Consider the following 15,026-nt stretch of genomic DNA (forward strand, 5'->3'; position numbering starts at 1 on the left):
GGCGCTTACTCCTGTCCACGCTGGTGTGCGGTGACTGCGCGAGCTCGCTCGGGGTCGACCCACCAGACCGAGAAGTCGAGGTTATAGCGCGGCCAGGGCTGGGGGTAACCGAACTTGTTCCAGGTCGCTACGCGAGTGCCGTCGAGATACCACTGCGGAATGACATAGAAACCCCAGCGCAGCACCCGATCCAGCGCCTGGGCAGCCGTGTCGAGTGCCTCGCGAGAGTCGGCCGCGATCAGATCGTCGACCAGATGATCGACCACCGGATCGTTGACGCCCGCCAGATTGCGGCTCTGGGGAACATCGACATAGTCGCTGCCCCAGAAGTCGCGTTGCTCGTTGCCGGGATTGGCGGATTGCGGAAAGCTGCCGATGATCAAGTCGAAGTCGAATCGGCGCAGGCGGTCGAGGTACTGGTTGACGTCCACGACCCGGATGTGACTTTCGATGCCGAGTCGCTCGAGGTTGCGGGCGAACGGCTGGGTGACGCGTTCGAACTGCGAGTCGTAAAGCAGGAAATCGAGTGTCAACGGCCGCCCGGTAGTGGCGTTGACCATCTTGCCATCACGCACTTCGTAGCCGGCCGCCTTCAGTAGTTTCAGCGCCTGGCGTAGCCGTGGCCGTAGCGCCTCGGGTTGCTGCCTCGGTAGCGGCTGATCGAAAACCGCGGCGGGGAGTCGGTCCCGATAGGGCGCAAGCCAGCGGAGTTCACCGGCGCTCGGCAGACCCTTGGCCTCCATGTCGGAGTGCTGGAAGTAGCTGTGGGTGCGCCGATAAGCACCGTAGAACATGTGTTCATTGAGCCAGTCGAAATTGAATACCAGCCCCAGCGCCTGCCGCACGCGCGGGTCCGATAGCTTGTCGCGACGGGTATTGAACACGTAGCCCTGCATGCCCGCCGGCTGCTTGTCGGGGATGACCAGGCGGTCGATCAGCCCGGCACGCGCGGCAGGCGTATCGTAGGCCGTGGCCCAGCTCTTGGAGCTGTTCTCCAGTCGAAAGTCGAGGTCGCCGGCCAGAAAGGCCTCCAGCGCGACCGACTGATCGCGGAAATAGTCGTAGACCAGACGACCGATGTTGTTGCGACCGCGATTGATCGGCAGGTCGCGGCCCCAGTAGTCGTCGACCCGGCGATAGACGATGCGTCGACCGGGATCGACCTCGGCGATCTCGTAGGGTCCGGACCCCGGCAGCTTGTCGAGCGTCGGTCGCGTGAAGTCATGCGACTGCCAGTAATGCTTCGGCAGCACCGGCAGCTGACCGAGGATCAGCGGCAGCTCACGCGAGTCGCTGCGCTTGAACGAGAAACGCACGGTGCGCTCGCTCAGCGCCTCGACCGACGCGACGTTGGCGTAATAAGCGCGATAGAACGGCTGGCCCTTGTCACGCAGCAGACGGAAGCTGAACACGACATCGCCAGCGGTGACCGGCGAGCCATCGTGAAAGCGCGCCTGCGGGCGAAGATCGATCTCCATCCAGCTTCGGTCGGGGGCCAGCCGGATGCCGCCGGCAAGCAGGCCGTACATGGTGAAAGGCTCGTCTGCGCTGGAGACCATGAGAGTGTCGTAGGTCTGTTCGAGGCCGAGAGCGGGCGTGCCCTGGATGATGAACGGATTGGTCGAGTCGAAGCTGCCGCTGGCGGCGCGGCGCAGCGTGCCGCCTTTCGGGGCACCCGGGTTGGCATACGGGAGGTGGTCGAAGTCCGGCGCCAGGGCGGGCTCGCCGTAGAGCGCCAGCGCGTGGACGGTGGGAACGCGACTCTCGGTATCGGGCTGGGAGTCGGCCCCGGCCTGCGCGTCAGTCGGCGCTCCCGCGCTGGTATGGTTGCTGACGTCGGCGGTAGCCGCTCGGGCAACGGCGGACGGTAGCAGCCCGAACATCGGCGTGAGGCAGAGGAGCAGCCCCGTCAGCAGGTGGCGTGCGTAGCGCATTCAACGACTTTCCCGATCTCTCGATGGCGACAACCCGATGCCGCTCACCGAACACGACATCAAAACGTTCCGGCAGTTTTACCGGGAACCCCGACCGAGCGCTACCGGTGGCGAGGGGTTTTCTGATCGGCTGCCTTCAGATTCTCGACGGTTTGCCCGCGGCGAACCCGGTTCAGTCGTTCTGGGCCAGTGCCTGCGCCGGTACCGATAGCGTCTGACCAATGCGAATCACGTCGCCCTTGAGCGTATTCTCCCGGCGGATTTCGCCTACGCTGGCGCCGAAGCGCGCGGCAATGGCGGAGAGCGTGTCGCCACGACGCACGACGTAGCGATTCATGACGGTGCGCTCGGCGGCGGGAAGCGTCTCCAGATTGGCCAGGAAACGCTGCTTGGCAGCGATCGGCACCAGGATGCTGGCATCCTGGCGAGGGCGGGTGGAGGCCCGCTTGAAACCGGGATTGAGCGAGCGCAGGGTCTGCTCGGAGACGCCCGCCAGTTCGGCGGCCAGCGACAGCGTCAGGGGGCCGTCGGTGGCCACCTTGACGAACTGTGCGTCGTCCGGGATCGAAGGAAGCGCGATGCCGTACTGTTCCGGCTCGTCGATGACTTCCGAAAGGGCCAGCAGTCGAGGAACGTAGGCCATCGTCTCCGCCGGTAGCCTGAGGTGCCAGTAATCGATCGGCTCGCCGCGATTCGCGGCGACGTCGCGCGCCGTATTCACGGTGCCTGCACCAGCGTTGTAGGCGGCGAGGGCGAGGAGTAGGTCACCGTCGTACCAGCGGCTGGCGAGCTGCTGAATGTAGCTCGCGGCAGCTTTCGTCGCGGCCATCACGTCGTGGCGTCCGTCGTACCAGTCGGTCCGCGAGAGTCCCATGGCGTCACCGGTACCCGGCATGAACTGCCACAGTCCGGCGGCGCCCCCCGGATTGGTCGCGGCCGGGTTGTAGCCGCTCTCGATGAACGGCAGCAGGGCAATCTCGGTCGGCAGGTGATCCGCTTCCAGCTGGCGCGTGACCCAACGTAGCCAGGGGCGAGACTGTGCCGCGATACGCTCGACGTGGCGCGGATGCTCGCGATACCACTCGAGCCACTCCTGCACGCGCGGGTTGGCCGTCTCGTGAGATAGCGCGAAACCCTTGCGCAGTCGCGTCCAGGTGTCGGGCGCGGGACGTTCGTCAAGGCGCAGGGCGGACCAGAACGTGTGCTGACGCGGTACCGATGAAGCTGGCTGGTTGGCTGCGGCTGTCAGCGGCAGCGTGGAGAGCAGCAGCGAACCCGCCAGGCCGAGGGCGACATGGCGACGTCGCGATCGGAATGTCATGTGTCGAGAATCCTTCGAGTCACTCTTGTCGCGGCCCATGGGTGCCGGCGAGATTCGTGAGCTGAGATATCGTTAGCCGATCTCTCCGTATCAGAAGCGGTCTTTCCAGGCGCGCAGGGTAGCGAACGCGCTTTCGCGATCGTCCGCGGGACCTTGCTCGGCAAGCGTTGCCCGGATGCCAGGCTGATCGATACGCAGAAACGGGTTGATCTGGCGCTCCCGGCCGAGCGTGGTCGGCAGCGTCGGTCGGTCGTGGCCGCGGGCCTTCTCGCACTCGCGGTGGTAGGCATCGCGTGCGGGATTGTCCGGTTCAGCGGCGGTCGCGAAAGCCAGGTTGGCCAGCGTGTATTCGTGGGCAGCGAAGACCAGGGTGTCATCGGCCAGGGCATCGAACTTGCCCAGCGACGTCTGCATCTGCTGGGCCGTGCCCTCGAAGCAGCGGCCGCAGCCGGCAGAGAACAGCGTGTCGCCAGCGAACAGCAGCGTCGGTGTGCCGGAGGCGTAGAACGCGATATGATCCAGGGTATGACCGGGGACGGCGAAGATCTCGAATCGGCGACCCAGGACGCGGCACTCGTCGCCGTCGCCGAGCGTGTGCTGGATGCCGGCGATCGCGGGGTTGTCCGGGCCGTAGACCGTCGGCGAGTAGCGCTCGATCAGTGTCTGCAGGCCGCCGGTGTGATCTTGATGGTGATGCGTGATCAGTACGGTATCCAGCGTGAGATTCTCGCGTTCCAGCCAGGCGATGACCGGCTCGGCGTCGCCCGGATCGACCACGGCAACGCCAGGGGCCGTATCCTGGCGCAATAGCCAGATATAGTTATCCTGGAATGCGGGAATCGGTATCACGGTCAGCATGCGTCATCCTTTTTTCATCAGGTCCGGCGCCACTTTCATCAGGTCCGGCGCCACGAGCCCCGGTGTCAGCGGGTCCGATGTCGTCAGATCCCGTGCCGTCGAGTCGGGCTCGGTAAGCCCTCCAGTCGTGAGCACCTCCGGGCCAGCCAAATCGAGCGGTGGCACCATCGATTCACAGGCTTGCCGTCACGGCGAGCGTCGTTGAGACCGGCCGAGCGGGCTCGGGTTCCGTCGTCCTCGCGGACGCGGTGATCGGCACGGTCTCGCGAAGCCGCCGCCGGAGTCGGCAATCGCGCGAGGCGTCAGCGATGACCCGGCGCAGAACCTCGCCGACCGAGAGCGGTCGAATCACGATGCGACGCCAAAAAGCGACAACCTTGGGGAGTAAACGCCGCCGTGTCAATCTCGCAGCTCGATTCGTCACTGGCTTCGATCGTCCAGCAGGGACGTCTTTTCTGGGCCTCCAGTCCCGGCCAGGCACTCTGGCGGGCCGAGCGGGCGTGCCTGGGGCCGCACTGCGAACAGCATCGCGGCATCGTCAGTCTACAGCTCGGCATGGCACCGCTGATCAGCGACATGTGCCCGGTACGCCATACGCTGGACTGGGCGCCTCGGTCTGATCTCGTCCGCCAACCCAACACGCTCGTCTGCAAGCCGACACATCTTCCGCTGGCCGACGAAAGCGTCGACCTGACGCTGGTGCATCATCTGCTGGAAGCGGTGGACAATCCGCACCACGTGATGCAGGAAGCCGCTCGCGTGACCCGCTCGGACGGTCGGCTGCTGGTCTTCGGCTGGTCCCCGCTAGGACCGGCGGGCGTTTTGCCGAGTCGACGGCCGGTACCCTGGCAGCGTCAGTGGCGCGCGCCGCGCCGTCTGAGCGACTGGCTTGCGTTTGTCGATTTCGAGATCGAACGGGTAGACTACTGCGGATTTCGCCTGCCGTGGCGCTCGATTCACAATGCCCGGCTGGAGACGCTGGGCCGACGCTACAATGTGCCCTGGGCCACGGCCTACTTGCTGGTGGCCCGCCGGCGCAGCGTACCGGTGCAGCCGATCCGGTTGCGTCGACCGGCCGTCGCCGGCGTCAAGTCCGGTGCCTGGCTCGGGCTCGCGCGCGGGCGGCCAGAGGAGGACCGGCGGCTCGAGGTCGGGTCAGCGCATGCCGCACGAACCGGCGAAGCGCGGCGTGAGGTCAAGGCGCCGCCCAAACGGCGCGAGCCCGTTTCCCCGATCTAGTCCGTGGCAAGACTGCCTTGGCGGTCTGTAACCCGCGGTATTCCATCATTCGTCACCGAGAGAGTTACCGATTTGTCTGCCCCCGACACGACCGCCTCATCGTCACCTTCCGTGACCATCTATACCGACGGCGGATGTCGCGGCAACCCCGGTCCGGGCGGCTGGGGAGCGCTGATGATCAGCGGCCCTCATCGTAAGGCGTTGAAGGGCGGCGAGCCCGACACCACCAACAATCGCATGGAGCTCATGGCAGCGATTCAGGCACTGCGAGCCCTCGATCGGCCCTGTCGCGTCGCGCTCTGGACGGATTCGCAGTACGTGCGCAAGGGCATTACCGAGTGGATTCACGGCTGGCAGAAACGCGGCTGGATCACGGCGTCGAAGCAGCCGGTCAAGAACGCCGAGCTATGGCGGGAACTGCTGGCGGAGACGCAGCGTCATGAGGTCGAGTGGCACTGGGTCAAGGGGCACAGCGGCCATGAAGGCAATGAAGCCGCCGACCGCCTGGTCAACGAGGCGATCGATGACGTCGTCGATCAGCGTCGACGCGCGGCACCGCAGCGCTGATCATGATTTCCACTGCGGTTCTTCAGCGGGTCCGACAGGATCAAAAGTTGACTCCAGCGCTTTAGAGAGCCAGTGCTTTAGTGAGGTAAAACATGCGTCAGATCGTCATGGATACGGAAACCACCGGTATCGATCCGCGCGAAGGGCATCGGGTCATCGAGATTGGCGGCATCGAGTTGATCAATCGGCGTTTTACCGGCCGCACCTATCATCAATACATCAATCCCGAGCGCAATATCGAAGCCGAGGCGATCGAGATCCACGGCATCACCAACGAGCGCGTCGCCGACGAGCCGGTCTTCGCACAGATTGCCGATGAGCTGTGGGCGTTCATGCAGGGCGCGGAGCTGGTCATTCACAACGCGCCCTTCGACGTCGGGTTCTTCGATCACGAATTCAAGCTGGTCAATGCCGCGCGCGGCGAGCCAAAGCTCGGCCCGGTGGCCGAGCATTGTGGCGTGCTCGACACCCTGAAGATGGCGCGGCAGATGCATCCCGGTCAGCGCAACAGTCTCGACGCACTGTGCAAACGTTACGATATCGACAACGGCGAGCGTGTACTCCACGGCGCCTTGCTCGACTCGGAGATTCTTGCCGACGTCTATCTCGCCATGACCGGCGGACAGACGGCGCTGTCACTCGCCGGTAACGACGAGGCTGGCGGCTCGGATGCCGGCAGCGCCAGCGGTATTCGCAGGGTCTCGCGCGAGGGCGTGACGTTGGCGGTCACGCGGCCCAGCGACGAAGAGTGGGCCGCGCACCGCGAGCGCCTGGAGGCGATTCGCCAGGCCGCCGGAGAGTGCCGGTGGGACGCGCTCGATGCCGATGGGAGCCAGCACTGATGCTGCGCCGGGAGATGCCGCCGGCGACGGTGTCGGGCGGCTGGCTGTTGCGCCTCGACAGCGCCGGCGGCGTGGCACCTGCCGATGACGACGGCGCGATGCTGAGCCGGGTCGATCCGTGGCCCGAGTCGGCGATGCGACTGGGCTACTGGTCGGAAGTCCCGGTCGCCGTCTCCGTCGAGGAAGGGCAGGAGTGGCCCCCGGCCCGCGAATGGCTGGCTCAGGTTTCCAGTGCGGAAAGCGAGCTGATCGCGACGGCGCTGCAGGTCACGCGCTGGGCCCGCGACCATCGATTCTGCGGCCGCTGCGGCCACGCCATGCGTAGACTCGGCCACGAGTTCGCGATGCACTGCGATCACTGTGGTCTGCGCAGCTACCCGCGAATCTCTCCGTGCATCATCACGCTGGTCACTCATGGCAAGGATATGCTGCTGGCAAGAAGCCCGCGTTTCCCGCCGCAGCGCTACTCCACGTTGGCCGGATTCATCGAACCGGGAGAGGCGGTCGAGGCGGCCGTCAGACGTGAGGTGATGGAGGAAGTTGGCGTCGACGTGGGGCGGGTCAGCTTCTTCAAGAGCCAGTCCTGGCCGTTTCCGCACTCGCTGATGATGGGGTTTTTCGCCGAAGCCGCGAGCCGGCGCATCCGTATCGATGGCGAAGAGATTGTCGATGCGGCATGGTTCTCGCCGGACAATCTGCCTCAGTTGCCGCCGGTCTACTCGATCTCGCGCCAGCTGATCGAGACCCATCGCGGCGCCGTCGCCGTGCGTTGATCTGGTGTCAGACCGCCATCATTGTGCGGTCTGACGCGCCTTTCCGAAAAGCTTCGGCAGTTTCCCGGCGAGACCGATGTCCCCCTTGACCTTGACGCATCCCGTCAACAGCGCCTGCATCGCGTTGATCTCCTTGCGCACGAGTCCGAGCAGCGTGGCGGTATCGCTGGAAATGGTCACGTCGGGCTGCGCGTGTTCGCCGGGCTGGATGTCGAGCGCGCCGTGATCGATGGTCATGTGATGGTCTTCGGCGTCGCTCAGGCGAAATTGATAGACCGCCGCGACGTTGGCAGCCGCCTCGGCGTCGAAGCGCGCGTGGAGTTTGGCGATCACATGATCGTCGTCCATGATGAGCTCTCCTTCGAGGAAAGCGCCAAGCAAAGCATCGCGGTGGCCGGCTTGCAAGCGCGGCATGACTTGGGTTGGTGTGTAGGCCCAGGGGGCGGCAAAGGTGGATGGGAATGATGAAGACATGACACGCAAAAGGAGCTGCACGTGATCGAATGGTTGGCCGACTACGGTCTATTCCTTGCCAAGACAGTGACGCTGGTGATCGCCGTGGTCTTGATCCTCGCGGTCATCGCGAAGGGGCGAGGTAGGGCGCAGGGTGGAGACGCCGGTGCGGTGCTCAAGGTCACCGAGCTGGATGCGCGTTTCGATCGCAGACGTCGTCAGCTTCAGCTGGCTGCCGCGCCAAAAGCGCGACGCCGACAGTTGGCCAAGCGCCTGCGCAAGGTCGCCAGACAGGCTGACAAGCAAGCGCCGCCTGCCGAACGAGAGAGAGTCTGGGTGGTCGATTTCGACGGCGATCTCAAGGCCTCGAAGACGCCAGCGCTGGCCGACCTGGTGTCATTGCTGCTCGAGGAGCTTCGCGAAGGCGACGAAGTGGTACTGCGTCTGCAGTCAGGCGGCGGCCTGGTCCACAGCTACGGGCTGGCGTCGGCGCAGCTCGACCGACTGCGCGACGCCGGCGCAAGCCTGACGGTCTGCGTTGACAAGGTGGCGGCGAGCGGCGGCTACATGATGGCTTGTTGCGCCAACCGGCTGATCGCTGCGCCCTTCGCCGTGATCGGGTCGATCGGCGTGGTTGCGCAGATTCCCAATGTGCACCGGCTGCTCAAGAAGCACGATGTCGATGTCGAGCTGCTGACCGCCGGGCGCTACAAACGAACGTTGACGGTGCTGGGTGAGAACAGCGAGGAGGGGCGCGCTAAATTCCTCGAAGACCTGCAATCCACGCACGATCTGTTCAAGCAGTATGTCGGCGAGCGCCGCCCTGGACTCGATATCGAGAATGTCGCCACGGGAGAGATCTGGTACGGGAGCCAGGCGCTCGCCGAAGGGCTGATCGACGCGGTCGGCACCAGCGATGCGTACTTGCTGGAGAAACAGCGCAGCCACGCGAGAGTCCTGCATATTGCGCTGACGGCAAGAAGCGGCCTTCTCGGGCGCCTTGGCAAGGGAGTCGAAAGCGGTCTGGAGCGCGGTGTCGACCAGGTCATGCAGCGGGTCGACGATCTACGTTGGCAGCGGCGCTGATCAGCCCCGACGAGCACCGACGCTGACTGGCACCGACGCTGATTGGCACCGACGCTGGCCGATCGTGCCAAGGGAACCTGACGTTGCCCGCGTTACGCGATATCGAGCTCGCCGAGCGTCTGGATCAGCCGCTCGGCAGTGGCGCCGTGCAGCGAATAGTAGATCACCTGCGAACTTCTGCGGGTGGCGACCAGCTGCTCCTGGCGCAGCACGGCAAGGTGCTGGGACAGCGCCGACTGACTCAGTGACATTTCCTGATTGATCTGAGTCACCGAGCGCTCCCCGTGCATCAGCAGGCAAAGAATGCGTAGTCGGCTTTCGTTGGCGAGCGCCTTGAGAACGGCGGTCGAGGGTGCTATCTGGTGGTCTTCAAGGGGTATGGCTATGGTCGTCATCTTGGGGTTTCCGCATCCGCGTCAGGCGGGGCCGGCGCCGAACGAGCTGTTACAGGCTTGGCTTATATTATCTTAGTGTAACCTAAAGTTACAGATAATCCAGCGCGCGAGCGCTGGTGATTCGCGGCGTGTCTCCCTATAATCCCCGGCCGCTCTGATCATGATTCGCTTTCGCGTCCCATCGGCGCCCGAATCGACCCGGCGTAAGACGCAGGGTCCGCTTTTCCTTCGAGGGTTCCCTTACCCCTCGGTCCGCATCCCGGCAAATGAAAAAGGTGAACAATGTTCTCGCTCGACACACGCCAACGCCGCGCCATCATTCCCTGGTTGGTGGGTTTCCACATCCTGGTGATCACCGCCAGCAACTATCTGGTTCAGCTACCATTCACGCTCTGGGGTCTGCATACGACCTGGGGTGCTTTCAGCTTTCCGTTCATTTTTCTGACGACCGATCTGACCGTGCGGCTATTCGGCAAGGCGAACGCCAGGCGCATCATCGCGAGCGTCATGGTGCCGGCGCTGCTGGTCTCTTATGCGGTGTCGGTGCTGTTCCAGCAGGGCCATTTTCAGGGCCTGGGCGCGGTAGCGAGCTGGAATCTGTTCGTCGGGCGTATCGCGTTTGCCAGCTTCATGGCTTACGTGCTGGGGCAACTGCTCGATATTCACGTCTTTGATCGTCTTCGACGCCTGCGGTCCTGGTGGGTCGCGCCGACGCTCTCGACCGTGGTCGGCAACCTGGCCGATACCTTCGCGTTCTTCGCCATTGCCTTCTGGCATGGCCCGGACGCTTTCATGAGTGAGCACTGGGTGGACATCGCCTGGTTCGATTATGGGGTCAAGCTGGCGATCAGCCTGATCTTCTTCCTGCCTCTCTACGGTGTGCTGCTGACGTGGCTTGGTCGTCGCTGGGTTCGCCCGGATGGCGTGCCACGTTCGGCGCACTGAGCCTGCCGATCGCTCGCGTCGTGCCCGGACTTCCTCGCTCGATCAGAGCAGGGTAGCCGGCCGTGGGTCGCGAGATCCCAGCGGCGGTTTTGGTATGCTGGCAGGTGACCGACGGTCATCGCCTCGCCAAGGGGAGTGAGCGACGCCGCAATCAAGGGTTGGAGAGGGAGTCGGGCAGTGCAACTTCATGTTATCGATAGTGGTAAAGACGACAGGGGTGAAGGCGTCAGTCATGACACGCCGCCGCTGGTCATACTTCACGGGCTGTTTGGCAGTGCCGACAACTGGCGCTCCCACATCAAGCAGTGGCAGCGGTCGCGTCGCGTCCTGGCGCTCGATCTGCGCAACCACGGTCGCTCCGGACATCAGGCTGGCATGCAGTACGAAGCGCTGGCCGAGGATGTGATGGAGACGCTGACGCCGCTGAACCTGGGCCGCTTCGATCTGCTGGGCCACTCCATGGGCGGCAAGGTCGCGATGACCGTGGCGCGTCAGCACGGCGAACAGCTCTCGCACCTCATCGTTGCCGACATCTCTCCGGTCAGTTACGGGCATGGCCATGACGAGATATTTGCGGCGATGCGCGCCGTCGAGAGGGCCGAGCCAGGCTCCCGGAAGGCGGCGGACGATATCATGCAGGAAGCGATCGAGATCGCAGCCACGCGGCAGTTTCTGGCGACCAATCTGGTGCGAGACGATGATGGCATCATGCGCTGGCGCGTCGGACTGGACGAGATCAGCGATGGCTATCCTTCGATCATCGCTCCGCCCGGTGGCGAGGGCGCCTTCACCGGCAAGGCACTGCTACTGCGCGGAGAGACATCCCCCTACGTCCGCCCCTCACACCGCGAAGCCATCGAGGCGATGATGCCGAACGTTCGGCTGGAGACGATCGAGGGGGCCGGACACTGGCTGCATGCGGAGCAGCCGAAGGCGTTTCGCGATGCGGTGAATCGCTTTCTCGAAGAGACGTGAGCCGAGCGCGCTGACGGTCGACGTGCCTCCGATTGCCGCCTCGGCGACACGCCGGCGGAGCAGGCTCAGACGGTTTCGGTATCGCCGTCGATCGGAATGGCCTCGATGGTGTTGTCGAGGCTGCCCATGAAGCGGTTGAGGATGCGATAGGTATCGATGTCGAAACCGCGTGCGTCGGGCATCGCAGGCAGTGCCTCGAGCGAGGTGGCGCTGCCGAGATAGTGCCAGTGATCGACCACGTGGTAGCCGATTTCGCCCTCGACGTCGCCTTCGCGAAACGCCACTCGGCCTGGCCAGGGCCAGTTCTCGATACGTAGCCTCTCCATCGCCTCGCGAGCCCGCTCGGCGTGTGCTTCCAGACTCTCCTCGCCGCAGCAGGCACCGGCGCAGCGGCCGATCTGATAACCGAAACAGCGCCCGGAACCCGGTTCGAGACCCAGCACGCGCAGGCAGAGGCGCTCTTCGGCAGCGATATCCTTGAGCGTCATCTGCGCATCGCGGCGGTTACGATAAAGCCCATAGAATCGCGACCGCGCCGTGATGACCCACTGGCCGTCGGTCAGCGCGGGCCGCGTTTCGTCGAGTGGCCAGTTCCAGCTGATCATCCTGACGCGCTTGCGCAGCTGGCGGTTGAACAGCGGTACCCAGCGCTTGATGAGATCGGCTTCCAGCAGCTGCGCGCCGAGATCGCCACTGGTGCGCAGCCACGCCACCCGACGCGTCTGCGCCATCAGGTGGCGGTGTCGGCCCTGGGATGGCTGCTGAATGTGGCTGCGCACGCGGGTGCGAATGCTGACGCTCTTGCCGACGTAGAGCGGCAGGTTGCTGTCGCCGAAGAAGACGTAGACTCCGGCCTTGCCGGGCAGTGTCGAGGCCTCGTCTAGCGCGACGCTCGGCAGTGTGTGTGCCGGGTCCTGGTCGGGATCGTAGAAGGGCATGGAGACAGTCATGCCCTCTACGGTAGACGATTTGCGCAACCCGCGCCCGGTCAAGGGTTATCGAGATCGACGGCCAGTCGTGATACCGGGCTCTGCGCCTTGATGGCGCCGCGCTCCAGCAGGAAGGCTTCGAAGTCCCGGTAGCGCTTGGCGTCGAGCGCCGCCGGGCGCAGCGCGAAACGTGGCAAGGTCGACTCCCAGGCCGCATGGTTGAGCGGGGTGTCGAGCGAGTCGTCATAGGCGATGAACTGCTGCCAGGCGTCGTCCGGATGGTTGATGATCCATGAGGTCGCTTCGCCGATGGCGTCCATGAAGCGGCGGTAGGCATCACGATGCTGATCCAGCGTGTCGCGATTGGCGACGAAGATCAGCTCGTCGTAGGTGGGCACGCCTTCCTCTTCGATATAGAACGCCTTGCCCTTGACGCCTTCCTGCTGCATCTGTGCCGGCTCGAAGTTGCGAAAAGCCCCGGTCACGGCGTCGACCTTCTCGCTGATCAGCGCGGGCGTCAGCGAGAAGTTGACGTTGACCATCTCCACATCGTCAAGACTCAGGCCGCTGTGTTCGAGCATTGCGCCAAGCAGCACTTCCTCGACGCCGCCCACCGAATAGCCGACCTTCTTGCCCTTGAGCTGCGACAGATTGGAGATGCCGCTGTCGGCGCGAACCATCAGCGCATTGAGAGGGGTCGCGATCAGCGTGCCGACACGAACGATGGGCAATCCCTGATCGACCTGCAGGTGCAGCTGTGGCTGATAGCTCAGCGCGAGATCGATTCGACCGGCAGCGACGAGTTTCGGTGGCACGCTCGGATCTGCGGGTGTCTGGATGTCCACGTCCAGCCCGCGCTTGGCGAAAAGCCCGCGCTGCTTGGCGATAATCAGCGGGGCGTGGACCGGATTGACATACCAGTCGAGCATTACGCTCAGGGGGATCATCTGCGGCGGTGCGAGATCGTCATTGCCGGCCGATGTCTCCTGGGCCGTCTGCGCCTGGGCCGGAAGCGATCCCGCGAGCATCAGCGCCAGCGACATCAACAGCACGGACGCTGCGCGATGGATTCGGCGCATCACGCCCGCCGCGTCGGGGGCGGTTCGATCGCAAGTCGAGTGGTTTGACGGCATCGTGTTCCCTCTTGGTTGATCGCTATCGTTCGTGGTTGCTGTTGATTGCCGGTGGTGCATTTCAGTATTCGGTTGCAACGCCGTCGCGGTGCCACGGCATGGCCAGACGCAGCAGGGCGTCGACGCCGAAGTAGAGCAGTATGGCGAAGACGACGAGCACGACCAGGGCGGCGAACATGACGTCGATCTGCAGCCTGGCGTTGGCGTTGAGCATCAAAAAACCGAGGCCCCGGCTCGCCCCGACCCACTCGCCGATGACGGCGCCGATCGGTGCCGCGCTCGCCGCCATGCGAAGTCCGGAGGCGAGTGACGGCAGGGCGGCAGGAAGCTGCACGCGGAACAGCACCTGACGTCGGTTCAAGCCAAACGTCCGCGCGAGGTCGAGCCAACCTTGCGGGGTCTGACGCAGCCCGTCGTAGCCGGTCGAGGCGACGGGAAAGTAGATGATGATCATGGCCATCAGGATCTTGGGGCCGAGCCCGTAGCCAAGCCAGAGCATCAAGATCGGCGCGAGCGCGAACAGCGGAATCGCCTGACTGACGAGAAGCAAAGGCAGCAGGGTCCGGCGCAGGGGGCGAAATCGGGCCAGAGACAACGCGGTCACCAGACCGAGCAGCACCCCGCCGATCAGTCCACCAAGGATCTCTATCACGGTGGTGATGGCATGATGCGCGAGCAGCGCCCGCTCTGCGATCAGCGCGCGGCCGACCGCCAGCGGGGCGGGGAGAATATAACGCGGCACGCCAGTCACCGTGATCACCAGTTGCCAAAGGGCGATCAGTATCACGACGGCGAGCAACGGGCGGAGCAGGCGGGGAAGATATTCACTGCGCATCGGCAGTCTCCCGCAGTTCTGCGACCAGTGCCGTCTGGCGTGTCTGGACCTCGGCATCATCGAGTGCCCGAGGTCTGGGTGTTTCAGGCGCGGCGAGGGGCACCAGACGCGCCGGATCGCCCTTGAGCACCAGAATTCTCTCCGCCAGGCGCAGTGCCTCCAACGGGTCGTGCGTCACCATGATGACCGTGCGCTCGGCGAGCAGGCGGTAGGCGAGCTCATGCAGCTCGAGCCGCGTGATGGCATCCACGGCGGAAAACGGCTCGTCCATCAGCACCACGCTGGCATCCTCGAATAGCGTGCGCGCCAGCGAGACGCGTTGGCGCTGGCCGCCGGAGAGCGCTGCGGGCCAGGCGTCGGCACGCTCGGCCAGGCCGACCAGCGCGAGCATCTCGCGGGCGCGGGCGACGGCTGATGCGGAGCGCTCTCCCCGCCAACGCGCCCCGAGCATGACGTTGCCAAGCACGCGCTCCCACGGCACCAGCAGGTCCTGCTGCGCCATCCAGGCCAGTCGCCCGCGCAGCGCTTCACCATCGCTGGTGGTCAAATCGAGATGGTGATTGTCGGGCAGGTGCAGGCCGGCGATCATGCGCAGCAGTGAACTCTTGCCGCTGCCGCTGCGCCCGAGCAGGCAGGTCCAGCTGGACGCCGGAAACTCGCACTCGAGCTTGCTGAACAGCGCCCGCTGGCCAAAGGTCAGCGAGGCGTTGCGGACATGCAGTCCCGGTGGCGTCATGACAG

16 protein-coding genes are annotated in these 15,026 nt (G+C 64.7%); 7 read left to right on the plus strand and 9 right to left on the minus strand.

Annotation, left to right across the window (positions count from 1 at the left end):
* Nucleotides 1–5: 5 nt before the first annotated feature.
* The 3 genes from IE125_RS01415 to gloB all read right to left on the minus strand — a co-directional run bounded on the left by IE125_RS01415 (nt 6) and on the right by gloB (nt 4,113).
* Nucleotides 6–1,934 carry an extracellular solute-binding protein gene (locus IE125_RS01415; protein WP_229808864.1) on the minus strand — a complete coding sequence of 643 codons (1,929 nt, stop codon included), beginning with the start codon at nt 1,932–1,934 and terminating at the stop codon, nt 6–8.
* 172 nt (nt 1,935–2,106) lie between these two features.
* Nucleotides 2,107–3,255, minus strand: a complete 1,149-nt coding sequence (locus tag IE125_RS01420) for a transglycosylase SLT domain-containing protein (RefSeq protein WP_189442804.1) — start codon at nt 3,253–3,255, stop codon at nt 2,107–2,109.
* A 90-nt stretch (nt 3,256–3,345) separates the two neighbouring features.
* On the minus strand, nt 3,346–4,113 hold the full coding sequence (gene gloB / locus IE125_RS01425; RefSeq protein WP_189442805.1) for a hydroxyacylglutathione hydrolase: 768 nt from the start codon (nt 4,111–4,113) through the stop codon (nt 3,346–3,348).
* A gap of 396 nt (nt 4,114–4,509) precedes the next feature.
* Between gloB and IE125_RS01430 the strand changes: the two genes are divergently transcribed.
* The 4 genes from IE125_RS01430 to nudC all read left to right on the plus strand — a co-directional run bounded on the left by IE125_RS01430 (nt 4,510) and on the right by nudC (nt 7,534).
* Nucleotides 4,510–5,352, plus strand: coding sequence for a methyltransferase domain-containing protein (locus IE125_RS01430; RefSeq protein ID WP_189442806.1), 843 nt, complete (start codon nt 4,510–4,512; stop codon nt 5,350–5,352).
* Between the two features lie 72 nt (nt 5,353–5,424).
* Nucleotides 5,425–5,919 carry a ribonuclease HI gene (gene rnhA, locus IE125_RS01435; protein WP_189442807.1) on the plus strand — a complete coding sequence of 165 codons (495 nt, stop codon included), beginning with the start codon at nt 5,425–5,427 and terminating at the stop codon, nt 5,917–5,919.
* A gap of 92 nt (nt 5,920–6,011) precedes the next feature.
* Complete coding sequence (gene dnaQ / locus IE125_RS01440; protein WP_189442808.1) at nt 6,012–6,761, plus strand: DNA polymerase III subunit epsilon; 750 nt, start codon at nt 6,012–6,014, stop codon at nt 6,759–6,761.
* Complete coding sequence (nudC, locus tag IE125_RS01445; RefSeq protein WP_189443174.1) at nt 6,761–7,534, plus strand: NAD(+) diphosphatase; 774 nt, start codon at nt 6,761–6,763, stop codon at nt 7,532–7,534. Before dnaQ ends, nudC begins: the two co-directional genes overlap by 1 nt.
* 18 nt (nt 7,535–7,552) lie before the next feature.
* On the opposite strand, the gene IE125_RS01450 is transcribed toward nudC, so the two are convergent.
* Nucleotides 7,553–7,882, minus strand: a complete 330-nt coding sequence (locus IE125_RS01450; protein WP_189442809.1) for an SCP2 sterol-binding domain-containing protein — start codon at nt 7,880–7,882, stop codon at nt 7,553–7,555.
* Between the two features lie 147 nt (nt 7,883–8,029).
* On the opposite strand from IE125_RS01450, the gene sohB reads away from it, so the two are divergent.
* Complete coding sequence (gene sohB / locus IE125_RS01455) at nt 8,030–9,073, plus strand: protease SohB (protein ID WP_189442810.1); 1,044 nt, start codon at nt 8,030–8,032, stop codon at nt 9,071–9,073.
* A 92-nt stretch (nt 9,074–9,165) separates the two neighbouring features.
* Here the strand turns inward: sohB and IE125_RS01460 are convergent, their stop codons facing one another.
* On the minus strand, nt 9,166–9,468 hold the full coding sequence (locus tag IE125_RS01460) for an ArsR/SmtB family transcription factor (RefSeq protein ID WP_189442811.1): 303 nt from the start codon (nt 9,466–9,468) through the stop codon (nt 9,166–9,168).
* A gap of 282 nt (nt 9,469–9,750) precedes the next feature.
* On the opposite strand from IE125_RS01460, the gene IE125_RS01465 reads away from it, so the two are divergent.
* Nucleotides 9,751–10,413, plus strand: coding sequence for a 7-cyano-7-deazaguanine/7-aminomethyl-7-deazaguanine transporter (locus tag IE125_RS01465; protein ID WP_189442812.1), 663 nt, complete (start codon nt 9,751–9,753; stop codon nt 10,411–10,413).
* Nucleotides 10,414–10,590: 177 nt separating this feature from the next.
* Nucleotides 10,591–11,388: an alpha/beta fold hydrolase gene (locus IE125_RS01470; RefSeq protein WP_189442813.1), complete on the plus strand. Its 798-nt coding sequence runs from the start codon at nt 10,591–10,593 to the stop codon at nt 11,386–11,388.
* Nucleotides 11,389–11,453: 65 nt separating this feature from the next.
* Here the strand turns inward: IE125_RS01470 and IE125_RS01475 are convergent, their stop codons facing one another.
* The 4 genes from IE125_RS01475 to IE125_RS01490 all read right to left on the minus strand — a co-directional run bounded on the left by IE125_RS01475 (nt 11,454) and on the right by IE125_RS01490 (nt 15,021).
* Nucleotides 11,454–12,326, minus strand: coding sequence for a hypothetical protein (locus tag IE125_RS01475; protein ID WP_189442814.1), 873 nt, complete (start codon nt 12,324–12,326; stop codon nt 11,454–11,456).
* Between the two features lie 50 nt (nt 12,327–12,376).
* Entirely contained in the window at nt 12,377–13,396 is a 1,020-nt protein-coding gene (locus IE125_RS01480; RefSeq protein ID WP_229808865.1) for an ABC transporter substrate-binding protein, read from the minus strand.
* 115 nt (nt 13,397–13,511) lie between these two features.
* Nucleotides 13,512–14,285 (minus strand): ABC transporter permease, encoded by a 774-nt coding sequence (locus IE125_RS01485; RefSeq protein ID WP_189442815.1) that lies wholly within the window; start codon nt 14,283–14,285, stop codon nt 13,512–13,514.
* Nucleotides 14,275–15,021 carry an ABC transporter ATP-binding protein gene (locus IE125_RS01490; protein ID WP_189442816.1) on the minus strand — a complete coding sequence of 249 codons (747 nt, stop codon included), beginning with the start codon at nt 15,019–15,021 and terminating at the stop codon, nt 14,275–14,277. The genes IE125_RS01485 and IE125_RS01490 overlap by 11 nt, the downstream gene beginning before the upstream one ends.
* Between the last annotated feature and the right edge of the window lie 5 nt (nt 15,022–15,026).

It is taken from the genome of Salinicola rhizosphaerae (assembly GCF_014652715.1).
GTDB classification, from domain to species: domain Bacteria; phylum Pseudomonadota; class Gammaproteobacteria; order Pseudomonadales; family Halomonadaceae; genus Salinicola; species Salinicola rhizosphaerae.